Origin of the sequence: Sphingobacterium sp. JB170 (assembly GCF_900163865.1) — a bacterium.
Lineage (GTDB): Bacteria > Bacteroidota > Bacteroidia > Sphingobacteriales > Sphingobacteriaceae > Sphingobacterium.
In genome coordinates, this window is record NZ_FUKU01000030.1 from 124,088 (window position 1) to 149,149 (window position 25,062).

The following is a 25,062-nucleotide window of genomic DNA, read 5'->3' on the forward strand; positions in this document are numbered from 1 at the left end:
TATTTTCGTTAGAATAGATATATTTGTATGTGAGCAATACAGAAAACAAAAGAGTTGCCCTATTAATCCTAGACGGTTTAGGATATGGCAAAGATGATAGTTCAAATGCTGTTCGTTCAGCAAATATTCCATTTTTAGATCACCTGTTAGCAACTTACCCTAACTCTAAAATAGAGGCTTCGGGTGAAGCGGTCGGGTTACCCGAAGGACAAATGGGAAACTCCGAGGTGGGACATATGAACCTGGGAGCGGGCCGAACCGTATACCAAGAACTTGGCCGAATAAACAAAGCTGCAAGAGAGGGTGAATTCAATACCAACCCAATCATCCAGCAGGCATTTGACTATGCGAAAAAAGAAAACAAAAAAGTACATTTCATCGGCTTACTGTCTGACGGCGGCGTACACGCACATATTAACCACCTCAAAGCATTATGTGATGCGGCTGGTGCAGCTAGCCTTAACCAGGACCAAGTCTTTGTCCACGCCTTCCTAGATGGTCGCGACACAGATCCTAATGGCGGGCTTGGCTACGTCCAAGAACTGGAAGATCATTTAAGTCATTCAACGGGTAAAATAGCGTCGGTTATTGGTCGATATTATGCGATGGACCGCGATAAGCGTTGGGAACGCGTGAAGCAGGCTTACGATTTGTTAACTAAGGGCGTCGGTACCCCGACCAGAGATATTCAAGCGGCTATTAAAGCTTCTTACCACGAGGGCGTTACGGACGAATTTATAAAACCAATCGTCGTGACCGATGCTGTCGGCGCACCGCTTGCTAAAATACAAGATGGAGATGTCGTTTTTTGTTTTAATTTCAGAACGGACCGCGGACGTGAAATAACACTCGCCCTTACGCAACAACCCTTCCCTGAACAGGAAATGAATCCATTATCGTTGTACTACGTCACGATGACTTCATACGATGAAACATTCGGAAACGTAAACGTCGTATTCACCAAAGAAAATTTGGTAAATACACTCGGTGAAGCTCTAAGCAAACAGAACAAAACACAAGTACGTATTGCCGAGACAGAGAAATACCCCCATGTAACCTTTTTCTTCTCGGGCGGACAAGAAAAACAGTTCGACGGTGAGCGTCGATTATTAATCCCTTCACCGAAAGTGGCAACGTACGACTTGCAACCGGAGATGAGTGCGGGAATTATCACCGATAGCATCTGCAAGGATATGCGTGAGAATAAGCCAGATTTTATCTGCCTTAATTTTGCGAACCCCGACATGGTCGGCCATACGGGCGTTTTTCAAGCGGTTGTTAAAGCCGTCGAAACGGTCGATCATTGTACGAAAAAGGTCGTAGAAACGGGTCTTGAAAATGGTTACTCTTTTATTATCTTAGCAGACCACGGGAACTCTGAGTTTATGATCAATGAGGACGGGAGTGTCAATACCGCACATACAACAAACCTCGTTCCTTGTATATTAATTGACCAGGACTTTAAGCAACTCAAAGATGGCAAATTAGGTGACATTGCCCCTACTGTACTAACTTTGTTGGGTGCGGATATCCCGACCGAAATGACCGGAAATGTACTCGTTTAAAAAAAATAGGTTTAAAATTTATACCGCAGCATTGGCATTAGCCAGTGCTGCTTTCTTTCACGCGTGTAATTCCGAAGGTAAACGAAAACAAACGGACAACCCGCAATATGTGAACCTCCCGGAATATTTTAATAACGAAATTTTGCGACTGACCGACCTCAAGCCTACGATCTTAAAAACAGTCGTCAAAGACAGTATTTCCGAATCAAAAAAAATGCGCCTTACGGATTGGGAACGCGAACTGTCGAGCTTTACGAACGTTGATCTCAACAAACCGGCCTATCAGGGTCTTTTTGAAAAAGACAGTAGCGATTATCGAGTGACCTACACTTCGAATGATCCACAAATAGATATTCGGCAAGTTACTGTAACCTATGAACCGGATGGCACTCCGTTTTCATTTTTAATTAAACGCAAGGTAGACAACACGCTGTATGAAACAAACGAAACTCTATCGTACAACAAAAAAGAAGGCTATAGCATTGAGAAAAAACAGCATATCCTCCTTCTAGGAGATAAGTCCTACTTCATAAAAGGTATTTTCAGCAGTGAATAGTCTCGCCTTCAACTCATTGGAACGATGACTCGCTAAAAATAAGGTACCAACGATATTATATTATCGCTAAAACGGGTTAATCGTCCTCTGCTATTTAAAAAATCTAAGCTGATCACAAAAGCATAACCCGCAATTTCGCCACCAAGCTTTTCAATCAACTTCGATGCAGCGACGACCGTTCCACCCGTTGCTAACAAATCGTCGTGCACAAGCACCTTGGTTCCCGGCGCGAAAGCGTCCTCGTGCACCTCAATAGTTGCTTGACCATATTCCAGCTTGTAAGATTCCGAAATCGTTCGAAACGGGAGTTTCCCCTGTTTGCGGATCGGAATAAACGGGACGCCAAGTCGATTGGCAAGCAGCAGCCCAAAGAGAAACCCCCTACTTTCTACCCCCGCCACCGCATCTATCTCTATAGATTTTAAACGTTCGATAAACTCATCTACTACAGCTGTACACAACGAATCGTTCTTTAATATCGGGGTGATATCTTTAAAAACAATCCCCGGCTCGGGAAAATCTGGAACATCTCTTATTATCGCTCTTAATCGGTCTTCGATCATGTGAATACTATTTAAGCTCGCTGGCATCAACCTTCTTAACTTTGGTCTCGTTTTGCAATATCTTCGATATGGCATTGAATGGTCTGGAAACCACCTCATCGCCCTTCTCTAGGCCTGACTTAACAATAATTTCACTGTCATCTTGTATACCTGTTGTTACCTCGGTCTGTTTGACCACCTCTCCCTGCACAACAAATACATATTCCTTCATCTCCTCATTACTCAATGAATCGTCTTTCCCTTCAGACGCACGCACAGTAACCGATTGAATCGGTACTACTAGTCCCTTATCGCTCTTCGTGTGTATCTGTACAGTCGCAGACAACCCAGGCCGAAATGGCGATGTATTCTCGGAGTTCGTTTTCAAAAGATCTTCATACGACTCAGGCTCAATACGCACTTTAACATTAAAGTTGGTAACCTGTTCGGCGGTGGTAGCAATAGCTTCAGCACCGCTCGAAGTCGAAGAACTAGATATTTCCGTCACAGTACCTTTAAACTTACGTCCTTGGAAAGCATCGATTTCAATCGTAGCGCTGTTGTCAACGCTCACACGGTTAATATCATTTTCGTTCACTTCAACGTTCACTTCCATCGTCGTCATATTCGCAATACGCATAATCTCTGTACCGGCCATTTGCGCCGTCCCGACCACCCGCTCACCGAGCTCTATTGAAAGCAAAGAGATAACACCATCAGATGGTGCAAATATCGCTGTACGTGCGAGGCTATTCCCTGCCTCTTGCAGCTGTGCCTCGGACTGGCTAACACCAGCCCTCGCAGCTTCAACTTGTTGACGTTGCGATTCCAGCGTAGCAAGAGCACTTTCATAATCGGCTCGAGCTTGATCCATTTCCGAAGCAGAGATGACCCGTTTATTAAATAATTCTAAGCTCCGCTCATAAGTAGCCTGAATATTGACCAAGTTGGCTTCCTGCTGCCGCAAGACTTGCTGGGTGGCCGAAAAATTCGCTTTTTGTTGACTCACCATCGCTGTTACTTGATCATAACTGGATTGCAGCAAATCGGGTTTAATACGACATAAAAGTTGCCCCTTTTTCACCACATCACCCTCACGAACATTTAACTCAATTATTTCTCCGGATACCTCCGAGCTTAACTTCACTTCAATTTCAGGTTGTACCTTTCCGCTCGCCGAGACAAGCTCTGAAATTGTTGCTTCTTTCACCGCATCGACAGCTACTTGTTGAACGCCACCATCCCCAAACCAACCAAGCTTACCGCCCACCACCACAATGATGAGAATAACGACAGCGGCTATGACCAAAATCTTAGGAAGGTTGCTTTTTTTCTTTGCCATTAATTTATGTTGTTAAAATGTAATTGGATTGCCAATATAATAATCGATTACCTTGCCCCGGAATACCATTTCATAGCGCCTGCGAATCATATCAAATTCGGCAGTATTCATATTCGTTTGTGCGGTAAACATTTCTATTGAATTTGCCATTCCCACATCGTAACGTTCTTTAATTGCGTCGAACGCTACTTTCGATGTTTGAAATGCCACCTGTGAAGCCTGGTATTGCTTATTGGCCGATCTCAGATCAAGAATCGCCTGTGATATGGTCTTCTCAAGATCCCGTCTGGCAATTGACTCCTGGTTTTCGGCCTGTAAATAATTAATTTTCGCTTTATTCACAGCAACCTTCGTTCTGTTATTATTGAAAATAGGTACCTCCAAACTAATCGTACCCCGAAACGATTTGTTCTCATTGAATTGATCCGCAAACTTCATCATTTCAAATGTAACTGGGTCCATCGCCTCGGATGAATAATTGGTTCCATAACCCGCCGAAAGACTCAGCGAGGGATAATAAGCACCTTTGGCGATATCAATATTCTTTAAAGCTAGCTCTTTGTTATAGCCTGCCTGCTCGATGACAGGTTGCGTACCGAGCGCTTGCGAAAACACTTCCACAAAAGAAACTGCCGCATAATCGGCCATTATCTCGGCAATATCGGGCTTTACAAGTTCAAATGTCGTGTCGGGAGACATTTCCATCAATTGTTTCAGATTCAACATGGAAAGTTCGTAGGCATTTTCCGAGCTCATGATATTCAGCTCGTCGGTAGCTACTTGGTTCTCTGCTTGAGCGATATCTGCAACTGTTTTATTTCCCACCTCAAACTGAATGCTATCTTGTCGTAGCTGTTCTTTCGAGAGAGAAACTTGTTGCTTTGCAGCTTCAAAAAGTTCGTTGTTGGTAATAGCTTCAAGATAATTTGTCACCACCGACAGGACCAAGTCATTTTTAACCTTCTCTACCTCTGTGGCGTCGACCGATAACTGAATTTTATTTGCTTTGATTTGGTTTACTTTTTGAAAGCCTTGAAAAATCGTCACGCTCGAGGACAGTTGTGCCCCAGCAGAACTGGTCCAATCATTGCCTCGGATTAATTGTCCGGAAGTTTGATCGAAAGTCAACCCATAATTATACGCATTATTTGCCCCGAACGACAAATTAGGATATAATTCGGACTTAGATTGATAGAGATCTTCCTCTGTCAATTGGTAGCCAAATTGCGCTTGACGGATTTGTAAATTGCGTTCTAAGGTAAATTTCACTGCATCTTCGATGGTTATCTGTCCGAACACCGGACAGACACCTACAACACTTATTACAAGCATTTTACAGAATAAGGAAAATAATTTTCGTATCATTTGGTGATTTAAGGGTAAATGATTCCTAAATTTGAGATAAAATTCCGAGATTATCAACATGTATTTCGTAAACGCTCCTTTTTTTTTACGTTGGTTGTACCCCAAAGTCACATTCAATAGAACGCGAAAGGAAAAAAAAGTATACTTAACGTTCGACGATGGCCCTATTCCAGAAATTACGCCCTTCATTTTAGACACTTTAGAAAAGTATCAAATTAAAGCGACTTTTTTTTGTGTGGGTGAAAATATCGAAAAAAATAGAACAATTTTCGACCGTATCGTTGCCCAAGGTCATCGAATCGGCAATCACACCTATAATCACTTAAGAGGCTGGGATCACGACGACGATGTCTATTTAGAGAACATTGAAAAATGTCAACAATTAACCAAATCCGACTTATTCCGTCCGCCCTACGCTCGAGCAAAAAAATCGCAGCTGGCCAAACTCGCCCAGGAATACGAAATCATATACTGGGACGTGCTTTCAGGTGATTTTGATCAAACTATCTCCCCCCAAAAGTGCTTCCAAAACGTCGAACGACATTGTAAAAACGGGTCTATAATTGTATTCCACGACAATATCAAAGCGATCGACCGCCTAAGCTACGCTTTACCAAAAACAATAACCTTCCTCCACGAAAATGGGTATACATTTGCAACATTGTAAAGCTGCACAGTACCCCATAGGAACTACATCTGTGTCGATCGAAAACCAGACACCCGTAATCCATATTCACGACCCGAGGCTACCGAGAAGCACCCAAGCGCATTATTCGATATATTCGACGTCGGATTTCCCGGCGCAGCCGTCCCTGGATTCATTAACTGAAATTCGTTCCAATACCTATACACCTGGGAATCAACACAATACCTACGAACTGTAATCGTATCGCCAGGGATTAGGTCACGGTCGGAATCCGCAACCTGATGTGTAACGAAGAGACCGTCGTTAAACTTATCATTGTATACTCCCGTAAAAAGGAACCGGCTTTGATTTATCGAAAGATCATATTTATAATAATCTCGTTGCCCTTGAATATCTGTGAATTTAAAAGTTGCAAAATAAAAGGGCTCATCAAATATACGTTCTTCCACTACACCAATGGAATCAACATCAATATAGTTCGGCATGAACGACGACGCTTGATAAACCTCCCCCTGATTTACTACTTGCAAACGATAGGTCCGTCCACTAATAGGTAAGAAATCATCATTAATATAATTCCCATTATCACTGTAGCTAAATTCAAATACTCGCCCCTCCTCTTCGATCACTACTACCTGCGCCCCTTCAACAGGTTGCGAACTTATTTCCGAAGTAAAGGCGACTGTCTTGGAGACTCTTATACGCTGACTGTGTGATAAATCAGATAATTGCGCGTCAATAACGATTCGCGATTCCGATTCATTTAAATCCACATCGATTACTTCCTCACAAGCAAAAAATAGGAATAAAAACAAAACCATTATACAGCCACACCAACCTCTTTTCATCATGCTAAAATTTAAAGTTCCACGTAACAGACGGAATTATTCCAAATAAAGCGATTTTGTAAGCTTCCGTTACATTAGCGCTTCCCTTTTTATCCCTAAAATCAATAATATAAGCATTCTTGCGATTGTAAACATTGTATAACCCGAATGTCCAACTACCTAATAAGCCCTTGTTTTTGATCTTCGGCTCGTAGGTCGCTGAGATATCTAACCGGTGATAACTCGGCATCCTATATCCATTACGCTCGGTATAATAAAACATGGATTTACCATCCAATTCATATTTGCCACTTGGAAAGGTTACGGCATTCCCGGTATTAAACACAAATGTTCCACCAAAGGTCCATTTTTTTGACAACTGGTAGATTCCAACAATCGAAAGATCGTGCGTTCTATCTTGCCTTGCGTTGAACCAATTGCCCTCATTTATCCCATCGATACGACGTTCACTTTTCGATAAGGTATAACTAACCCACCCATTAAGCTTACCACTATTTTTCCGTAAATACCATTCAAGACCATAGGCACGCCCAATTCCAAATAACAACTCACCTTCTAGGTGTCGGTTTGCTTGTAGGTCAGCTCCATTTCGAAAGTCAATCTGGTTATCCATCGCTTTATAATATGCTTCCAAAGAGAATTCATAGTTATTATTCATTAGGTTCCTAAAATAACCCAGAGCAAGTTGATTGGAGATCTGCGGCTTAATATTCAAGCTACTGACGACATATTGGTCTGTAGGAAGACTCGATGTCGTATTGGTGAGCTGATGAAGATTCTGGGACATCCTGTTGTACGATGCTTTAACGCTGCTGTTTTCATTCAACAAATAGTTAGCTGAAAAACGAGGTTCTAAATTCAAATAATGCTTGATCACGGAAGTTCCATAGCTGTGTTCATCCACCGGCTCTCCTTCTTTGTCAAATTCATAAAAAGTTCCTGGTCCAACGACCATAAAATCACTCAACCGCAAACCGTAAATAATTGAAAACCGTTCAAAAGGCTTCCATTCATGCGAAACGTAGGCGGAAAGATCGACCCCTTGGCGGCTATCAACATCAATTGAATTTACATTTGCATTTTCGCCTGCTGCCACACTAGCGGGTTTGATCGTTTGCTTTAAGGCATTAACACCAAACCTCCAGGTACTTTTCGGGGAATGGTAAAACGAAAAATCTTGCTTTAGGTTCCAGTTTAAAATCTTTGAAGAAATGCGAAAATCAGTATCATCATCGTTCACCGAAACACGATACGTAAAATCACTATATATCAATGTTGTGTTACTAAAAAGACGTTCATTTAGAATACTGTTCCAACGCGCCGTTCCCGTAGCGTTACCCCAGTCGAAACTAAATCGATCGGAATAGCCTAGATCATCCTTACCAAAATAACCGGAAACATACAGGTGGTTTTTATCATTAATCTTATAATTTAGTTTGGCATTCAGGTCGTAGAAATACAGCTTACTTTTTTTGACATCCTCGTCGCTAGACAGCTTCAAGAACATGTCGGCGTACGTACGCCTACCGCTAAGCATAAAAGAACCACGATCCTTAACAATCGGCGCTTCGATTTTCAATCGGGAGGCTATTAATCCGATCCCTCCTTCGGCGGAGAACTCTTTCTGGTTACCTTCCATCATAGTAATATCGAGCACTGAGGAAATACGACCACCGTATTGCGCGGGAATTCCTCCCTTATAGAGTTGCACATCTTTTATAGCATCCGAATTAAATGTTGAAAAAAAACCAAGCAAATGGGAAGCGTTATAAACGGTGGCCTCATCAAGTAAAATAAGGTTTTGATCCGCCCCACCCCCACGAACGTAAAAATTAGAGCTTCCCTCTCCCCCACTTTGTACCCCGGGCAACAATTGGATCGTTTTCAATAGATCTTTTTCGCCAAAAATCACTGGTACATTCTTCACCTCTTCCATTGTAAAGTCAAGACGTCCCATCTGTGCGCTGCGAACATTATCGTCTTTCTTGTTCGCCGACACTTCTACCTCTTCCAATAAATTATCGAGGGAATGAATTTCTTGGTCTAAACGCGAATTTTGGTCGAGTTTAATTTCTTGAACGACGTTTTCAAATCCGACATAACTGAACGTGAGTTTATAATTGCCTTTGGGCAGACTTAACGAATAAAACCCGTAACTGTTGGTGCTCGTTGCCTGGCCGTTATCTGCAGTAACGACCGCGCCAATAAGTGTCTCCCCCGTTTCTCCATTTCGTACCAGACCGCTAACCGCGAATTGTTGACCATAAAGATGTACAGAGTACAACAGCCCAATCAGACTAACTATAAAACACCTCATTGACGGTTAGTCTTTGTCTGGTTCAGTGTAAAGCAACGGTCGAAAAAAGCCATTTGATACACGATCGACTGCGACCAATAATCCCAATTGTGTTGCCCTGGCATCGTCAAAAAGGTGTGCGGAATATTTAAGTAAGTTAATTTTTCGTGAAGCTTTTTATTCACATCCTGAAAAAAATCTTCCGTGCCGCAATCGATAAATAGTTGCAACTTCCCCGGCTCAACGAGGTGCGTAAGCTCCATCACCGTATGCTGATTCCATTTTTCCGCATTCTCTTGATAGGATCCTATACGCTCTATAATGCTCCAGTTATTAGAAAACGGACGTATATCCACCCCACCGGAAGTACTTCCGGCATAAGCAAAGAGATCTTGGTGTCGAAAAGCGAGGTACAATGCCCCGTGGCCGCCCATGCTCAAACCTGTTATCGCCCGATTTTTGGAATCCGACTTCACTTTATATATTCTTTCCACTTCCGGAATCAGTTCCCTCGTTATAAACGTCTCATACTGAAACTTAGGATCGTCAGTATCCCAATACCAGCTATCAAAACCACCGTCGGGACACACAACCAAGTACCCGTATACGTCTACAAGTTCTTTAAGTTTCGGCACTTTCTTCACCCAGTCGCTATAATTTCCCGAATACCCGTGCAGCAAATATAAAGTCGAAGTAGGTGATTTCCCTTCTGGTGAGATAATTACGGCTTTAATCGTTTTATGCATGCTCCCGCTCTGTATGGCGATCGTATCCACTTTTGAGGCATGGGCATATAAAACAGAAAAAGTAAAAATTAACGCTAAAAATTTATTCATAAATATCAGTTCGTTCTAGTTAATTGGATCGATATTATAGCGATAAAGATAAGAATCTAAACCAAATGGACGTTCACTTATTGTATAAAATATCGAATTTTCTGTTCCAAAACAGATGGCTTCCCCCTGCGCCTCCGGCGCGTATGGCAATTGTATATATGCCCGAGTAAATAGCTGACGTATAGATTCGTCATTTTGCCTTTCCCATAGAAATACACCCGTTAGATTTTTTAGTAATAAGAAACGCCCATCAAAGGAAATGTCAGCGGCCGTAATAAATGTTAGCGGTAGCTGAACGAGTTGTTTAAGTAGCTGCACATTGCCGGCCTTTTTTGCGTGTAAATCGACCGGATATACCCCAACATGGAAATCCCGCTTAGCGATAAGGTACGCGCGCCCATCTAAAGGGTCTACAAATATCGCTTCGGCATCTCTGGGTTTATCGGCATATTTTAAGCGTATGGTTTGGATGGCCTGCTGGGGTATTGTGTAGGATGTTTGTCCGTCAATCCATTCTGGCTCTGCGAATACGTATAGCATAATTTCGCTCCGCACGGCGCGGTTGTCACCAATATCCCCCAATACCACAAAAGATTTCCCATCACGCTGGAAAATCGCGATATCTTCCATATCCTTTGCATCCACCCCTGAAAGCGTATACTCCCCTTTGAGCTGTGCTTTATTATCAATCAAAAATATTCGGCTTGAATCCCCGCTATCGTTGTGAACCCAAAACATGTTTGAATGCAAAATAGACTGCTTTATTCCCGACAATTCCTGGAGCTTTCCATCGTGAAGCTTTCCTAACGCGTGACGCCCGACCGTATAATTTTGTCCATAACCCGGTTTGATGAAAAATAAAAAGATGAAACATAGCGACCAAGCGCACTGTTTACACCAAAAAGAGAAAAAATATAACATTCAAGTTGAAAATAAAAATGCTGCAAAAGGTGTACCCCAATTACAGCAAATCCCAGTGAATAACAATATTTGATTTCACTATCAATTTTTACGCGACTATTGCCCCTGAAACGCAGAAACCAGCGGCTTGTACTGTGTAGAATCTTTTGCTCTAAACTCAAATAAACGTTTGTAGGTGTCGAAAACGACAAACGCCTCTGCTTCGGGCCCAATTTGATTTTCGAAAAACAGTTTAAAAGTGTAGGTACCGTTTTTCGTTAGATCGGCGTCCTTTTTATTAGAAGAAAAAGCAAGAGGCGCTAACGTCGCTGTTGTCATCCCTTTCTCCTCCGGCAGCTTGAAGACATGCGCCATAGCGGCGACCAATTCATCAGAATTAGTGCCAATGGAAGTAAACTTGATCGCGCCTTCTGTAAAACCGTTATCCTCGTCAGGCATACCATCAGGGGTAATACCTGCGGGCATATTTTTCAAAATTTCTATCTGCACGCCTATGGTATCGGCCTCGCGAAGTGATTTTGCAACAAAAACAACCGTTGAATCCGTCTGCCTACTTTTTACCAGCGACAAATAAAAAGACGGATTCTCCGAGGCGGATGGAATGTGGTATTGCCCAATTTTCACATCGTGCTTGCTAGAACCATCCTCGTTTTTACCACTGTTGCCACAACTCGAAAGTACGCCTAGGCTCAGCAGAACTATAATTGCAGATACAAGATCTCTTTTCATAATTTTTCCTTTAAGTTATTTACCTAATAACAATAAGATGCATTAATTTGTTTTAATTCACAAGTGCAGCGTACAGTATTTCCACAGGGTGATAAGATTTACGGGCCGTACCATCTTTGATTTGATGCCTGCAGGAGGTTCCCGCGGCCGCGATAAGAGTATCCTCGTCCGCCGCTCGAACAGCAGGCAAAAGTACCAATTCAGCCACTTTCATAGAAACTTCATAATGTTCTTTTTCATAACCGAAAGCGCCAGCCATGCCGCAGCACCCCGATGGGATGACTTCTACCGAATAATTTTCAGGAAACGATAGAAGCTCCTGCGAAAACTTAACCAGATGAAATGCTTTTTGATAGCAATGTCCATGTAGTTTTATCTCCCTTTTTTGTGTCGAAAATTGTTCCCTCTTGATACGTCCAGCCTGAATCTCGGCCACCAAAAATTCTTCGATCGTCAAGGCATTATTCCCGAGCGCTACTGCCTCGCGTTGGCGACTCGCATCAACGAGCTCAGGGTACTCATCGCGAAAAGTAATTATCGCTGAGGGCTCAACACCGAGCAGCGGTGTTTGCGTGCTAACAATATCTTTTAATAAATCAACATTCCTGTTGGCTATTTTCTTAGCTTCTTTAACAAATCCTTTCGACAAGTAAGTCCGACCACTTTCGAGGTGCTTAGGAACTATAACTTGATAGCCCAACGCGGTGAGCAGCTTATAAGCCGTTTTTCCAACGGCGGTATCGTTGTACTCTGTAAATTCATCACTGAACAAGTGAACTTTTCGTCCCGTAATGCCACTAGACTGCTTTTTAACCCACGAGGATAAAGTTGTAAAGTTCACAGCAGGTAAGGAACGCTTCGCGGAAAAACCAAGCGCCGCTTTAACTCCACGCGCGAGGAGCGGGGAATTAATCACAAAATTATAAACCGGAGCGACATACGAACCGAGCTTTTGGCTTTTTGTAAAATTAGCGATGACCGTTGAACGGAAACCGGCACCATGTTCATCGTAATAGTGTTGTAAGAATTCGGCTTTCATCTTGGCAACATCCACGCGCGAAGGGCATTCATTTTTACACGCTTTACAACTTAGACAAAGGTCCATAACCTCTTTAATTTCCTGGTGATCGAAACGGTTCTTTTTAGTCGATCCCGTCAAAAATTGACGCAACATATTGGCGCGCGCTCGTGTTGTATCTTTCTCATTGCGCGTAGCCATAAATGAAGGACACATTGTCCCTCCGGTAATTTCAGTCTTTCGACAGTCCCCAGAACCCGAGCACTTTTCAGCAAGTCGTAATATACTTTCCTCTTTAGTAAAATCGAAATACGTTTCTACCGGATCAGCGGCAGCCGATTGGTCATACCGGAGTGAAGAATCCATTGGCGGGGTATTGACAATTTTATTTGCATTAAAAACACCCGATGGATCGAATATTTGTTTTGTCTCTTGTAATAAGGCATATACCTGCTCACCGAGAACTTTACCAATAAACTCGCCACGCAGCCGCCCATCACCGTGTTCTCCACTTAAAGACCCATTGTACTTTAAAACAAGATCTGTTGTTCGTGTTAGAATAGACCTAAATTTCCGCTTTCCGTCCTCGGTTTTCAAATTTATGAACGGCTCAATATGCAGTTCACCGGCTCCCGCGTGGGCATAGTAGGATGCATGCGCACCTTCCTGGGCAAGCAATTCTTGCACGTCCGCCACATAAGCGGGCAAGTCCTCGGGAGACACCGCGCAGTCTTCGATTAAGTTGACAGGCTGTTCATCCCCCGGCAAGTTACGAATCAGCCCCAGCCCTGCTTTGCGCACATCCCAAACTAAATTAGACTCCGGTGCACCTACGATGAACGGATACGCATAACCAAGACCTTTTTGTTGCAATTCGGCAGTCAACGCATTAGCTTTTTCATGTAGAAGCTGCAAATCTTCCGAGCGGAATTCAACGATTAATAGAGCGGCCGGGTCGCCTTGAATAAAAAAACGATTATATTGATAGGTCGGATGTCCAACTGTAAAATCCAGAATATATTTATCTATTAATTCAGACGCTTCAGGTTGATGCGAAAGTGCCACGACATTACCGTGCATACATTCGACCATATCTGAAAAATGCACGCAAAGCACACCAACTTCCTTTGCAGGCAGAGGCATAAGATTTAATTTAGCCTCGGTTATAATTCCGATCGTGCCTTCGGAGCCCGCTAACAAATTACACAAATTAAACGGCCGGTCGCCAAGCAGAAAATCGAGGGCATAACCGGTGTTTCTACGGGTAATTGACTTTTTGGGATACCCTTGCTGAATTGCAGCAATATTATCTTTATTGGTTAGTAAACCATTTAATGCGCGGTAAATATCCCCTTCACGCGTAGGTGCGGAAAGCTTCTTAAATAACGCCTTTTCATCCAGTTCCTCCAAACGCACTTTAGATCCATCGTCTAAAAGTAGCGTTGCCTCAACCAAATTTTTCCGGGTGTCCCCCCAAACAATGGAGTGTAAACCCGAAGAGTTGTTACCTATCATGCCACCAACCATTGCCCGATTAGCAGTAGACGTTTCCGGCCCGAACATCAAGCCAAACGGGCGTAAATATGCGTTGAGATCGTCCCGGATCACCCCCGGTTGCACGCGTACCCAACGTTCTTGAACATTAAGCTCCAGTATCTCGGTAAAAAAACGCGAAACATCAACCACAATCCCCTTCCCAACAACTTGTCCGGCGAGCGATGTCCCTGCTGTACGAGGGATCAAGGTTATCTTCTGTTGCTGCGCGAAAGCGATCAACATAACCAAGTCTTTTTCCGTATGCGGAATAGCTACGGCCAGCGGCAGCTCTTGGTAAACGGACGCATCGGTCGAATAAGCGAGACGCATAGTTTGATGTTCTACTTGATCTGCAAGAAAATACAGTTCGCCGGTTAACCGCGAAGAAAGTTCACCCAGGTTATCAATTATTTGCACGTTTTTACTAGTTTTATATAAACAAAGCTACTTATTTCGGCCATAATTCGCCAATAATCGGCGGTTTGAATCGAAATTATTTCAAACACAGCATAAACATGCATCCTTAAATTTCGATAAGAAGAATCCTTATTTCGGAATGATATCTTAAATAAAAACCATAATGGAGAATATTATTCGATTTTACAACTAAAAGTTTGAATATTATTCTATATTGATTAACTTTGCAGCGCTATGGCAAAACTCGAATACAATTTAGATCATATTGACTATCATATCTTGCGTATCATGCAAGATAATGCACGGACAAATAACGCGGATATCGCACGAGAACTGGGGATGGCCCCATCGGCGATTTTAGAACGTGTGAAAAAATTGGAGCAAAAAGACGTTATACTTCAATATAATGCCAAAATCAATCCCGATTCGATTGATCAAAAACTGCTTTCATTCATATTCATTAAAACACAAGACATTATTGGAGTCCAAAACGTAGGCATCTTACTGGCAAAAATACCAGAGGTTCAGGAGGTTCACGACATTGCGGGTGACGACGGCTATCTTGTGAAGGTCCGCACAAATGATGCGGCTGGACTTGTGGACTTAATGCGCAACTCGCTGGGAACAATCGAAGGAATTATTTCTACACGAACAACCATTGTCTTAGAAACTGTAAAAGAAGAACAAAAGCTCGTCATTCCGAGCAAATAACAAAATGACAAAACCAAATCAAAGTGGACCAGCCGTTGCATCGATAATATTTGCTTACCTGGTCGTATATTTCGTGTGGGGATCGACATTTTTCTTTATCGAAAAAGCGCTAGAGAGCTTCTCTCCCTTTGTACTTGGATCAATCCGCTTCATTATTGCCGGATCGATATTGATGAGCTACTGTTGGCTACGAGGATACAAAATCTATATAAAATCAGCCGTTAAGGACGCAATAGTGATTGGTTTTCTACTGCTGTTCGTAGATATGGCGGCTATAATATGGTCCGAGCAGTATATCTCCAGTGCAATCGTGTCCATTATTTCCTCCGCCACGGCAATTTGGTTCGTCATTTTTGACAAACCCAAATGGCGGCAAAATTTCACAAGTGTGCCGATCGTCCTCGGCCTGTTAACAGGTTTTGCAGGCGTAATTATGCTTTTCGCCGAACAGTTGATGTCCTCTAGTGAAATCCCGGCCGAAAAAAACATGCGTACAATCGCGCTTATTGTCCTAACAATCGGCACGATAGCATGGACTATTGGCTCGTTGATATCCAAGTACACGAAAGAAAAAAGCGACAAAGTAAACACCGAGCCTGATATGCACGTAATGGTCAAAACGGCGTGGCAAATGGTCGCTGCAGGGATAACATTCACGATTGTCGCATTGCTTACCGGCGAGTACTCCCGTTTCGATCCGCATGCAGTACGCTTGGTGGACTGGGGCGCAATCGCCTACCTAGCGACCATTGGCTCGATACTTGCATTTGGCAGCTATATCTGGCTATTGCAACACCGCCCGGCTACTGAGGTGAGTAGTTACGCCTACATCAACCCCATCATCGCACTCATCCTTGCCCATTATTTCACCGCGCATAAAGTAACCTCGTTGCAAATTTTGGGACTGATAATTATTCTTAGTAGCGTTATGCTGATGAACTGGGATCTGTATAAAAACAACAAAAAGTTCAAAATTATAAAACGCGCCAAACGTATTCGAAAACTACGGGAAATGGCCCCCAAGAGTAGTATTCCACGTCTGGTCGAAATTTCTCAATACAACGAGAAACACGAAAAGAAAAAAACACCAGAAACGACGGATAATCATGAATAAACCGCAGGAGGCAACTCCAAGGGAATCCCTGCAATATAGTGCACCCAAAAAGCTGCAATATATTGCAGGGAGAATAATATTTTTTTTCTAGTTACTGTAGCACAAGTTCATTTACCTCCGTATAATCAGGTAAAAACAATTAACTATGAAAAAGTTACCCTTACAATTTTTAGCCTGTTTAATTTTAAGCGTATTCGCATTCAGTAGTTGTCTGGACGATGACGACGACTACGTGCCAATCCCTACCGGTTACATGACTTTTATCAATGGTTTTTCACAAAGCAGCCAAGTTGTCTATGACCTTAATGGACCAAACAGCCCTTTTGCAGTTCAATACCAAGCTTACCTACGTCCACCATATGGCGTGCAAGTAGGGCAACGAAGCTTACAAATATACTCATATGACGACCGCGCTCCACTGGTAGACACATTAATAACGGTAAAAGATAGCGCAGCGTATTCGACATTCGCGTACGGCACGATCGAGGAGCCCCAATTCGCTTTGATAGAAGATAAATCCTTAGAAGACCTTGACCAGAAAAGCGCCTTCCGCTTTTTAAACTTAGCAAACAATACAGGAGTGGTTAATCTATATCTCGGGGATGAGGCAACGCCCATATTTGAAGACCGGGCAACCGAAACGGGAACTAGCGCAACCGAACACCAAACTTTTATCGCCAGTGAAAGCGGCTCATTTAGCATAAAGGTTACCGATGCTTCAGGCGCAGAGGTTGCGACAAGAGACAACTACGAATTCAAAAAAGGACAGTACTATACGTTTATCCTGATCGGAACAAATGGCGACACCGACACACCTCCTTATATCGGTGTAGTTGCCTACTAATAATTTGTTTAATTATATTCTACCTATTTTAAAACAACATGATAGTCTCCTTTTTTGGAGACTATTTTGTTAACAAGACGCCCTGTCAACCGGGCATGAAGTTACAGTTTGTCACGACGGTATATCCAAGCCCCCCCGTATTAAACCAATTATTACCTGCCTGAATTCGTAAAATTTCAATTCTAAGCAAAAAAATGTATTTTCGTGCTCCATTTTTTTTATAAAAAAATAGCACGCAAGATGCAGTTGACAAAGTTAGAGATAAAAGGTTTTAAGAGTTTCGGTGATAAAATCACAATCAATTTCAATGAGGGCGTAACGGCAATCGTCGGGCCTAATGGCTGTGGTAAATCAAACGTTGTCGATGCGATCCGTTGGGTGCTGGGCGAGCAAAGTACGCGAACACTGCGCTCGGAAAAGATGGAAAACATCATCTTCAATGGTACCGCAAACCGCAAACCCGCAAATTTGGCCGAAGTATCGCTCACTTTCGAGAATAACAACCAATTGTTACCGACGGAATTTTCGACGGTAACCATCACGCGTAAACTATACCGAAACGGAGACAGCGAGTACCGATTAAACGATGTGAAATGCCGCTTAAAAGACATCACCGACCTGTTCCTAGACACCGGTTTGGGAGCCGACACCTACTCCATCATCGAACTCAAGATGATTGACGAAATCATCAACAACAAAGATAACTCGCGCCGGAACCTTTTTGAAGAAGCTTCAGGTATATCCAAATATAAGGTCAGGAAGAAACAAACGCTCACCAAGCTAAAAGACACCGAAGGGGATTTATCGCGTGTGGATGACCTGCTATTTGAAATCAACAAAAACCTTAAGCAACTCGAGACACAAGCAAAAAAAGCGGATAAATACTTCTTGCTCAAAGATCAGTACCGTGAGGCAAGTATCGGCTTAACCTATCACAAACTGGAAGCATTTAGTAGCGATCTAGAACGAATTAATAATCAGGAAGCCGAGCAACAAACGTTTTTAGAGCAAATAGGCACAAAAATTCAAGCCAACGAGCAGCAGCTCCACAGCTTGCGTAACGATATTTTGGCGAAAGAAAAGAATCTCGCTACCCAGCAAAAGAGCACCAATGAATACAGCAATAAGATTCGTAGCTATGAAGCAGATAAAAAGATTAAAAATGAGAAGCTACGCCATTTACAAGACAATGAAACGCGCTTAAACACGGAATTAACTTCCGATAAAGCACAAATTGAACACATCAACAGTACCCTTAAAAGACTAAACGAGGATCTATTCGAAGCACAAAGCTCCCTAGACATTTACTCCGAAGGTACCCAAAAGCATGGCAGTGAACTTGAAGAGCTACGCGCCCAACAGCAAACCGCAAAATTAAAGCTCGACCAATATCAAAAAACGACGACTGACCTTCAAAACAACATCTATAAGCTTGAAAAAGACATCGCCGTACTGAATATTCAAAAAGATGCCCTTCAGCAAGAGTCAGCGCGTACGTTGAGCGATAACAGCGCCAAAGAAGGTGAACTTGGACAGTTCACCACGGCGGTCGACGCTTTAAAAGATCAAGTCGCGCAGCAACAGCAGCAATATGATCGCACGGTACAGGTGGAACAAGAGCTGCAGTCCAAGATTGAGAATAAAGAGCAAACACTTTCCGACGTACGTAGCCAGATAAATCGAGAGTCGCGTTTGGCTGATGCAAAGCAGAACGAGTATAATCTTACAAAATCGCTCGTCGATAACCTTGAAGGCTTTCCAGAATCGATCAAATTTCTACGTAAAAATGCGGGATGGAAAAAATCCTATCCCCTATTCTCGGATATACTTTTTTGTAAAGAAGAGTATCGTATAGCGATCGAAAATTATCTGGAACCGATCATGAATCACTACGTGGTGGAAAGTAAACAAGAGGCTATCCAGTCCATCCAACTCCTGAGCGATGCGGCCAAGGGGCGCGCGAATTTCTTTGTGCTCGAGGCCGTAGAAAACGCGACTAAACTGCGAGAAACACCTCCCCGAAAAGATTTAACTTCCGCATTAGATATCGTCACTGTTGACAAAAAATACAAAAACCTCTGTGAGCAGCTTTTAAGCAATGTCTTTATGCTTAATTCAGAATCTTCCGACGCTATTCACAACGAGTTTCCAACCGAGAATATCGTAATTCTACATCCTGAAGGTAAATTCTCCAAGACACGATTGGGCGTGAGTGGCGGATCGTTAGGACTATTTGAAGGCAAACGTATTGGACGGGCTAAAAACCTAGACAATTTAACCAAAGAAATCAAGACGCTCAATAAACTGGTTGAGAGCCTACAAAGTCAAGAAAACAACATCGTGGAAGAAATATCATCCCTTCGTCTTTCTTCACAAAAAGACCTCCTCGACGAATCACGAACAGTCTTGAATAGGCTCAACAATGAATATATCTCGGTTAAAACCAAACAAGAACAATACCTGGCTTTTTTGAAAAATAGCGAAAACCGAAAAACTGACATCGAAAGTAACCTAACGGTCATCAACTACGATCTCCAAAAATCGGAACCCGAACTCAGCGCATTAAAAGAGGAAAACCAATCTATCCAAACGCAATTACGGGAGTTGCAAGAAAGCTATCTTGACATATCCGAGCGTTATAACGAATTTTCGGCAATATTCAATCAAGAAAATATCCGCTTCCACCAACAACAAAACAAGCTTTCCGGTCTCCAAAAGGACTTGGAATACCGTGAAAGTCAGCGAGAGGCTCTTGAAACACGAATCACAAGAAACAGTACAGAATATGACCAAATAAAAGCTGCGATGCTCGTGGCGGTACCGACCGAAGGACTCGACGACTCCGAACTAGTCGAGATGTATGCACAAAAAGAGATGCTCGAAAAAGCGCTCCAAGAGTTCGAAGAAGACTTTTACGCTTCGCGAAAATTGATCAACGAACTCGAGGAAGAAACAACACAGTTGCGTCGAAATAAAGATCAACACGACTATCTACAAACCGAACTAAAAGATAAAAAGACAACATTGCAGTTGGAGTTAAACAGCTTAAAAGAGCGTTTGTCGGTCGAGTTTGACATTGATATAAACAACCTTTTACAAGAAAAGGCCCCAGAAATTATAGAATCGAAAGAGGCACTTACCTTGAAATGTAATAAACTGAAAAAACAACTTGACGGCTACGGATCGATTAATCCTATGGCAAAAGAAGCGTATGATGAAATTCAGGAACGACACGATTTTATAACAAAAGAAAAGAACGATCTACTCGAAGCAAAAGCCTCGCTAATGACGACAATCAATGAAATTGACCAGTCTGCAAACGATAAGTTTATGAATGCGTTCAATACAGTCCGAGAAAATTTTGTACATGTATTCCGTTCGTTATTCAACGTGGAGGATTCTTGTGACATGGTACTTTCTGACCCCGCAAATCCGCTGGAATCGGACATCGATATCATTGCTCAGCCCAAAGGGAAACGGCCACTATCCATTAACCAGCTTTCTGGCGGTGAGAAAACATTAACTGCAACAGCCTTATTGTTTTCGCTATATCTCCTTAAACCAGCACCATTTTGCATCTTTGATGAGGTAGACGCTCCACTTGATGATACGAACATTGACAAATTCAATAATATCATAAAAGACTTCTCAAAAAATTCACAATTCATCATCGTGTCCCATAACAAGCGAACCATCGCAAGCACCCAGATAATTTATGGCGTTACAATGGTTGAGCAAGGGATATCTCGGGTTGTGCCGGTTGATTTGCGAGATGTCGCTTAACCAGAAGCAAACCCTCACCTATTACCAGCAGCGGCAGACGTACATAATTTTTAATTGCATAAAAGCAAATAAATATGAACGAGCAAAACGTGATAGAAAATGAGTTCGAAGCGATTATTCAACTGATCGGAATCAACCCCTATGTCTTGGTACCCCAGCAAATTCTAGACAGCATATTTAGCCAAGCAGGACGAAGTAAAAGCCCTATTGCTATTCGAGGAAAGATAAACGGGAAACCTTATCTGCAGCGTCTCGTTAAATATCGAGGGAATGGCGATTATACATCAATACCATCATGCTTAAAGATTCGCCAGAACGTATTGGGGAACGCGTACATTTAAGTATAACCTTTAATCCTGCGCTACCGAAATTCACTTCACCTGTGCAATTTAAGAATGCCTTAGCGGAAAACCCACAAGCAAAGAAAGCTTTCGAAAATTTGCCACCTTATTTACAAAAAGAAATCAATCGGTATTTGACAAACCTAAAAAGCCAAGCCAGTCTGGCCTCAAATACCGAGCGTGCCATCGCCTTTCTTTTAGGTAAGGGGAAATTTATCGGCAGGGAAAAGCCCTAACAAACAGCAGCAGTAATCGCCTTACCGCTCATCAGGAGCGGCCTCTTCCTTTTTAGTCCCTAGTCTCATCAATGGTATGTTAAAAAAACAGACAACACCTACCAAAGCAATGAGCCCACCTAATACGACAAACATGTTCCCCACACCGAACCGGTCCGCTACCCATCCGGTACCTAAAAGTCCAATCACCGTTGGAATGACAACAATACTGAAATACATCGAAAAGACGCGTCCCATAACCTGGGGACGGACCTCCTCTTGAATTACGGTCATAAAACAAGCGTTATATACCGCTGCTGCGATACCCGCAAGAGCTGTTAAAACGACATAAAAACTAAATGCTGTTGCGGGAATATACCCGGACAATGACAACGAGATTCCCATAATTATATACATCACATTCATGAGAACAACTTTAGATAACGACGGCTTAAATATACCGATCAAACTCCCACCGACAAGCATGCCCACACCCCAAACAATTTCGACTACACTGATTTCGAACTTGCCACCATCAAAATGCTGTATGGTTAAAAGAGGAAACAGCACAGCGATCGGCATGATGCAAAAAGTAACCAACATAGAGAAAACGAAAAGCGAGACAAGCCCCTTGGTTCTAAAAATCTCTGAAAACCCACCACCGAGATCGGCCCACACCTGCCGAAAGCTACTTTTCACTTTAGAAGTGATAAAAGGGCTCGGAATATGAACGATCAACAAAGAGACGATCCCGAAAATTGCACCAGCAATATCGAGTAACAACACGTTACCAATAGGCATTAGTGTTATGGCCAGGGCACCTAGAGCAGGACCCGCAATTGATGAAACAGATTGAATCACTTGATTGATACCTGAAATACGCAACAATTCTTCTTGAGGGGCAATCATCGGTATTGACGCTTGCATCGCAGGCATATGGAAAGCCGACCCTACCGAACGAAGTCCAAGCATGATATAGATTAACCATAAATTCTCAAACCCGGCATAAAAGCTAATTGACATCGCTAGCGTGCATAGTGCTACAAATGCATCGGAAAATATCATCGTTTTCTTACGATCCCAACGGTCAATATAAACCCCTGCAAAGGGGCCAATGATTGCCGCAGGCAACATTCCTGCAATCGCACCATAAGCCAGTACCTGAGCTGATTCAAAATGTATGCTGAGCCATATAATAATCGCAAAGTTAACCGCTGAGCTGCTGACAAGGGATAAAAATTGTCCCACCCAAATAAATAAAAATTTTTTCTTCCAAGAATCTTGCATAGCGTAACAATGAAGCTGTATGTACGGGTATTAACTTATGTATTGATATAGTAGAACCTACCCTCGAAAGAAATTCGAAAGCCCGTAAGCAGCCCGCCAAGGGACGCCTACTCGTTTTGGAAACAAAATTAGTATATGATATTCATAATGGAACAAACCTACAAAATTTGTGGATCTATACAAAAAAAGACATACGCATAAAATAAACCCTCTGGCTTATAACCTCAGCCATTAAGAAAAAAAGAGTTCTCACCGCAGCGAAAACTCTTTTCCATCCTTAAAAACTCAAATCTTTATTTTACTTCGATCAACCGTTTCGCAACAATTGCTTCTTCTTTTTTACCTACCGATAAAGTGAGTACCCCATCTTCATAAGTTGCATCAATACGTGTATAATCGACGGATTCGGGCAAGGAGAATGAACGGATAAAAGATATATAACTAAACTCTTTTTTACTAAATACTTTGTCTTCACTTGCCTTATCTTCACCTTTGTCCACCGATACGGTAATCAAGTTTTTATCCACCTTGATGCTGAAATCAGATTTCTTTAAACCTGGAGCCGCCAGTTCAACCTTGTATGAAGACTCTTCTTCGGATATATTTACCGCAGGAATACGTGTTACAAAACGTTCCGTGATAAATGAATCATTGAAAAAATTGTCAAAGATGCTGTTAATATGAGGATTAACTACATCTGAATTTACTGTTTTTGTTGGAAATTTAATTAATGCCATTTTTTATGTCCTCCTAATTTTTATGTTTTGTATGTGCTAGTTACTAATCAAATTACATACCTAACGTAAATTAGTGAATTTTCCGGACATTTTGTCTGCAACAATTATATTAACATGACGTTTTGTCTCAATTAAACACCATTCCTATTTCGCGTTCGATATACACAAAAAATAAGATCCCGCGGCAAACTTTATTTTGCATAATGTAGAGACACTTCGGAATACGCAGAATCAACACCAAACGGTGGCGTCATTTTTCGAACGGTAATATCGATCTGATCGAGAAAATTATACTCTTCACGAACAAGTTCCAAAATTTCATCGGCGGCGGATTCCAAAAGCCTTCGCTCCTTAACCATGACAAGCGAAAGAATACGATAAAGTCCTTCGTAGTTCACCGTATTTACTAACTCGTCGGGACTGGAATTTCGGTAATCTAAACCAACTACAAGGTCCACAAAAAATTCGTTTCCCAAGATACGCTCCTGTTTATAAAACCCAATTGGCGAAAAAAAACGTACCTGCTTGAGTGACACCTTTTGTCTGATTACCCCCATAATACAAACATAGCAAAAAATAGAAAATGTTAAAATTAATAACTAATATTGCTAATAATCAACAAACCCAACTATAATGGTAACAAAAATAACATATACACTTGCAGCCATATTCATGAGCTCCTGTGCTATCGCCCAAACAGACTTCAAGCCTGAAGATACTGAATTTTACAGCCCAAAACCTCCAGTCGTTTCAATTACTTCAGGCGTACCGAGCGATGCTATTGCACTTTTTAATGGATCCAACTTAGACCAGTGGAAAAGCAGTAATGAAAACGGAGGACCCGCAGCGTGGACCATTGAAAACAATGCATTAGTCGTAAAGCCAGGTGCTGGCGGTATAGAAACTAAGCAGGACTTCGAAGACTTTCAACTACACATCGAATGGAAAAGCCCAGATGTAATTAAAGGGGAAGGCCAAGGAAGAGGAAACAGTGGTATATTCCTACAAGGATTATACGAAGTTCAGGTCTTAGACAATAACAACAACCCGACCTATGTCAACGGCCAGGCGGGAAGTTTATATAAGCAAAGACCTCCGCTTGTTGAGGTTCACCCAGAAAAGGGCACTTGGCACAGCTACGACATCGTTTATAAAGCCCCGCGCTTCAATAAAGACGGCATGCTTATTAAGAAAGGAAATTTCACACTTCTGCACAACGGCGTAGTGGTGCAAAACAATACGCAGATTGAAGGTACCACGGAATATATTGGCCTTCCTAAATTAAATGCCCATGGAGCAGGACCAATCGCTCTGCAAGACCACGGCAACCCGGTGAGTTTTAAAAATATTTGGATACGTCCACTATAAAACCAAAAAGCTACCTAGAAAATTGTTCTAGGTAGCTCTTTCATT

At 42.3% G+C, this 25,062-nt stretch carries 23 protein-coding genes; 11 read left to right on the plus strand and 12 right to left on the minus strand.

Features of this window, described 5'->3' with window-relative positions:
* Positions 1–29: 29 nt before the first annotated feature.
* Both gpmI and FM107_RS09675 read left to right on the plus strand, forming a co-directional pair.
* A complete protein-coding gene (gene gpmI, locus FM107_RS09670; protein WP_086948302.1) occupies positions 30–1,565 on the plus strand; it encodes a 2,3-bisphosphoglycerate-independent phosphoglycerate mutase in 1,536 nt (511 codons plus the stop codon).
* Entirely contained in the window at positions 1,552–2,121 is a 570-nt protein-coding gene (locus FM107_RS09675; protein ID WP_086948303.1) for a hypothetical protein, read from the plus strand. Before gpmI ends, FM107_RS09675 begins: the two co-directional genes overlap by 14 nt.
* Before the next feature lie 32 nt (positions 2,122–2,153).
* Here FM107_RS09675 and FM107_RS09680 read toward each other — a convergent pair whose 3' ends face one another.
* Genes FM107_RS09680 through FM107_RS09690 form a run of 3 tightly spaced genes read right to left on the minus strand, consistent with a single transcriptional unit; the run spans position 2,154 to position 5,370 of the window.
* Positions 2,154–2,684, minus strand: a complete 531-nt coding sequence (locus FM107_RS09680; protein WP_086948392.1) for an adenine phosphoribosyltransferase — start codon at positions 2,682–2,684, stop codon at positions 2,154–2,156.
* A gap of 7 nt (positions 2,685–2,691) precedes the next feature.
* On the minus strand, positions 2,692–4,005 hold the full coding sequence (locus FM107_RS09685) for an efflux RND transporter periplasmic adaptor subunit (protein ID WP_086948304.1): 1,314 nt from the start codon (positions 4,003–4,005) through the stop codon (positions 2,692–2,694).
* 12 nt (positions 4,006–4,017) lie between these two features.
* Complete coding sequence (locus FM107_RS09690; protein ID WP_086948393.1) at positions 4,018–5,370, minus strand: TolC family protein; 1,353 nt, start codon at positions 5,368–5,370, stop codon at positions 4,018–4,020.
* Between the two features lie 58 nt (positions 5,371–5,428).
* Here FM107_RS09690 and FM107_RS09695 point away from each other — a divergent pair, with 58 nt between their 5' ends.
* Positions 5,429–6,037, plus strand: coding sequence for a polysaccharide deacetylase family protein (locus tag FM107_RS09695; protein WP_086948305.1), 609 nt, complete (start codon positions 5,429–5,431; stop codon positions 6,035–6,037).
* A 23-nt stretch (positions 6,038–6,060) separates the two neighbouring features.
* On the opposite strand, the gene FM107_RS09700 is transcribed toward FM107_RS09695, so the two are convergent.
* The 4 genes from FM107_RS09700 to FM107_RS09715 are packed head-to-tail and all read right to left on the minus strand — an operon-like array spanning position 6,061 to position 10,689.
* A complete protein-coding gene (locus FM107_RS09700; RefSeq protein WP_086948306.1) occupies positions 6,061–6,867 on the minus strand; it encodes a DUF4249 domain-containing protein in 807 nt (268 codons plus the stop codon).
* Between the two features lies 1 nt (position 6,868).
* Positions 6,869–9,181, minus strand: a complete 2,313-nt coding sequence (locus tag FM107_RS09705; RefSeq protein ID WP_086948307.1) for a TonB-dependent receptor — start codon at positions 9,179–9,181, stop codon at positions 6,869–6,871.
* Positions 9,178–9,996 carry an alpha/beta hydrolase family protein gene (locus FM107_RS09710; RefSeq protein ID WP_086948308.1) on the minus strand — a complete coding sequence of 273 codons (819 nt, stop codon included), beginning with the start codon at positions 9,994–9,996 and terminating at the stop codon, positions 9,178–9,180. The genes FM107_RS09705 and FM107_RS09710 overlap by 4 nt, the downstream gene beginning before the upstream one ends.
* A gap of 15 nt (positions 9,997–10,011) precedes the next feature.
* Complete coding sequence (locus FM107_RS09715; RefSeq protein ID WP_143559467.1) at positions 10,012–10,689, minus strand: hypothetical protein; 678 nt, start codon at positions 10,687–10,689, stop codon at positions 10,012–10,014.
* 157 nt (positions 10,690–10,846) lie between these two features.
* Here FM107_RS09715 and FM107_RS19520 point away from each other — a divergent pair, with 157 nt between their 5' ends.
* Positions 10,847–10,990, plus strand: a complete 144-nt coding sequence (locus FM107_RS19520) for a hypothetical protein (protein ID WP_179204451.1) — start codon at positions 10,847–10,849, stop codon at positions 10,988–10,990.
* A 23-nt stretch (positions 10,991–11,013) separates the two neighbouring features.
* On the opposite strand, the gene FM107_RS09720 is transcribed toward FM107_RS19520, so the two are convergent.
* Both FM107_RS09720 and FM107_RS09725 read right to left on the minus strand, forming a co-directional pair.
* Positions 11,014–11,646, minus strand: coding sequence for a hypothetical protein (locus FM107_RS09720; RefSeq protein ID WP_086948310.1), 633 nt, complete (start codon positions 11,644–11,646; stop codon positions 11,014–11,016).
* A 52-nt stretch (positions 11,647–11,698) separates the two neighbouring features.
* Positions 11,699–14,617: an FAD-binding and (Fe-S)-binding domain-containing protein gene (locus FM107_RS09725; RefSeq protein WP_256959453.1), complete on the minus strand. Its 2,919-nt coding sequence runs from the start codon at positions 14,615–14,617 to the stop codon at positions 11,699–11,701.
* 234 nt (positions 14,618–14,851) lie between these two features.
* On the opposite strand from FM107_RS09725, the gene FM107_RS09730 reads away from it, so the two are divergent.
* The 6 genes from FM107_RS09730 to FM107_RS20000 all read left to right on the plus strand — a co-directional run bounded on the left by FM107_RS09730 (position 14,852) and on the right by FM107_RS20000 (position 21,646).
* Positions 14,852–15,328, plus strand: a complete 477-nt coding sequence (locus FM107_RS09730) for an Lrp/AsnC family transcriptional regulator (protein WP_086948311.1) — start codon at positions 14,852–14,854, stop codon at positions 15,326–15,328.
* Between the two features lie 4 nt (positions 15,329–15,332).
* Positions 15,333–16,442 (plus strand): EamA family transporter, encoded by a 1,110-nt coding sequence (locus FM107_RS09735; RefSeq protein WP_086948312.1) that lies wholly within the window; start codon positions 15,333–15,335, stop codon positions 16,440–16,442.
* A gap of 145 nt (positions 16,443–16,587) precedes the next feature.
* Positions 16,588–17,286 (plus strand): DUF4397 domain-containing protein, encoded by a 699-nt coding sequence (locus FM107_RS09740; RefSeq protein ID WP_086948313.1) that lies wholly within the window; start codon positions 16,588–16,590, stop codon positions 17,284–17,286.
* A gap of 240 nt (positions 17,287–17,526) precedes the next feature.
* Entirely contained in the window at positions 17,527–21,069 is a 3,543-nt protein-coding gene (gene smc, locus FM107_RS09745) for a chromosome segregation protein SMC (protein WP_086948314.1), read from the plus strand.
* Positions 21,070–21,143: 74 nt separating this feature from the next.
* Entirely contained in the window at positions 21,144–21,410 is a 267-nt protein-coding gene (locus FM107_RS19995; RefSeq protein WP_256959454.1) for a hypothetical protein, read from the plus strand.
* Positions 21,365–21,646 (plus strand): YdeI/OmpD-associated family protein, encoded by a 282-nt coding sequence (locus FM107_RS20000; RefSeq protein ID WP_256959455.1) that lies wholly within the window; start codon positions 21,365–21,367, stop codon positions 21,644–21,646. The genes FM107_RS19995 and FM107_RS20000 overlap by 46 nt, the downstream gene beginning before the upstream one ends.
* A 21-nt stretch (positions 21,647–21,667) precedes the next feature.
* On the opposite strand, the gene FM107_RS09755 is transcribed toward FM107_RS20000, so the two are convergent.
* The 3 genes from FM107_RS09755 to FM107_RS09765 form a co-directional block, all read right to left on the minus strand.
* The gene (locus tag FM107_RS09755) at positions 21,668–22,912 is read right to left on the minus strand and encodes an MFS transporter (RefSeq protein ID WP_086948315.1); all 1,245 of its coding nucleotides are present in this window, start codon (positions 22,910–22,912) and stop codon (positions 21,668–21,670) included.
* Between the two features lie 293 nt (positions 22,913–23,205).
* Entirely contained in the window at positions 23,206–23,649 is a 444-nt protein-coding gene (locus FM107_RS09760; protein WP_086948316.1) for an Hsp20/alpha crystallin family protein, read from the minus strand.
* 191 nt (positions 23,650–23,840) lie between these two features.
* On the minus strand, positions 23,841–24,206 hold the full coding sequence (locus FM107_RS09765) for a dihydroneopterin aldolase (protein WP_086948317.1): 366 nt from the start codon (positions 24,204–24,206) through the stop codon (positions 23,841–23,843).
* A 76-nt stretch (positions 24,207–24,282) separates the two neighbouring features.
* Here FM107_RS09765 and FM107_RS09770 point away from each other — a divergent pair, with 76 nt between their 5' ends.
* Positions 24,283–25,017, plus strand: a complete 735-nt coding sequence (locus FM107_RS09770; protein WP_086948318.1) for a DUF1080 domain-containing protein — start codon at positions 24,283–24,285, stop codon at positions 25,015–25,017.
* The last annotated feature ends 45 nt before the right edge of the window (positions 25,018–25,062 follow it).

What these genes read in the sequence shown, in the direction of transcription:
- FM107_RS09675 (WP_086948303.1), top strand. Translation starts at nt 1,552, where the DNA reads ATGTACTCGTTTAAAAAAAATAGGTTTAAAATTTATACCGCAGCATTG.
- FM107_RS09680 (WP_086948392.1), bottom strand. Translation starts at nt 2,684, where the DNA reads ATGATCGAAGACCGATTAAGAGCGATAATAAGAGATGTTCCAGATTTT.
- FM107_RS09685 (WP_086948304.1), bottom strand. Translation starts at nt 4,005, where the DNA reads ATGGCAAAGAAAAAAAGCAACCTTCCTAAGATTTTGGTCATAGCCGCT.
- FM107_RS09690 (WP_086948393.1), bottom strand. Translation starts at nt 5,370, where the DNA reads ATGATACGAAAATTATTTTCCTTATTCTGTAAAATGCTTGTAATAAGT.
- FM107_RS09695 (WP_086948305.1), top strand. Translation starts at nt 5,429, where the DNA reads ATGTATTTCGTAAACGCTCCTTTTTTTTTACGTTGGTTGTACCCCAAA.
- FM107_RS09700 (WP_086948306.1), bottom strand. Translation starts at nt 6,867, where the DNA reads ATGATGAAAAGAGGTTGGTGTGGCTGTATAATGGTTTTGTTTTTATTC.
- FM107_RS09705 (WP_086948307.1), bottom strand. Translation starts at nt 9,181, where the DNA reads ATGAGGTGTTTTATAGTTAGTCTGATTGGGCTGTTGTACTCTGTACAT.
- FM107_RS09710 (WP_086948308.1), bottom strand. Translation starts at nt 9,996, where the DNA reads ATGAATAAATTTTTAGCGTTAATTTTTACTTTTTCTGTTTTATATGCC.
- FM107_RS19520 (WP_179204451.1), top strand. Translation starts at nt 10,847, where the DNA reads ATGAAAAATAAAAAGATGAAACATAGCGACCAAGCGCACTGTTTACAC.
- FM107_RS09720 (WP_086948310.1), bottom strand. Translation starts at nt 11,646, where the DNA reads ATGAAAAGAGATCTTGTATCTGCAATTATAGTTCTGCTGAGCCTAGGC.
- FM107_RS09730 (WP_086948311.1), top strand. Translation starts at nt 14,852, where the DNA reads ATGGCAAAACTCGAATACAATTTAGATCATATTGACTATCATATCTTG.
- FM107_RS09735 (WP_086948312.1), top strand. Translation starts at nt 15,333, where the DNA reads ATGACAAAACCAAATCAAAGTGGACCAGCCGTTGCATCGATAATATTT.
- FM107_RS09740 (WP_086948313.1), top strand. Translation starts at nt 16,588, where the DNA reads ATGAAAAAGTTACCCTTACAATTTTTAGCCTGTTTAATTTTAAGCGTA.
- smc (WP_086948314.1), top strand. Translation starts at nt 17,527, where the DNA reads ATGCAGTTGACAAAGTTAGAGATAAAAGGTTTTAAGAGTTTCGGTGAT.
- FM107_RS19995 (WP_256959454.1), top strand. Translation starts at nt 21,144, where the DNA reads ATGAACGAGCAAAACGTGATAGAAAATGAGTTCGAAGCGATTATTCAA.
- FM107_RS20000 (WP_256959455.1), top strand. Translation starts at nt 21,365, where the DNA reads ATGCTTAAAGATTCGCCAGAACGTATTGGGGAACGCGTACATTTAAGT.
- FM107_RS09755 (WP_086948315.1), bottom strand. Translation starts at nt 22,912, where the DNA reads ATGCAAGATTCTTGGAAGAAAAAATTTTTATTTATTTGGGTGGGACAA.
- FM107_RS09760 (WP_086948316.1), bottom strand. Translation starts at nt 23,649, where the DNA reads ATGGCATTAATTAAATTTCCAACAAAAACAGTAAATTCAGATGTAGTT.
- FM107_RS09765 (WP_086948317.1), bottom strand. Translation starts at nt 24,206, where the DNA reads ATGGGGGTAATCAGACAAAAGGTGTCACTCAAGCAGGTACGTTTTTTT.
- FM107_RS09770 (WP_086948318.1), top strand. Translation starts at nt 24,283, where the DNA reads ATGGTAACAAAAATAACATATACACTTGCAGCCATATTCATGAGCTCC.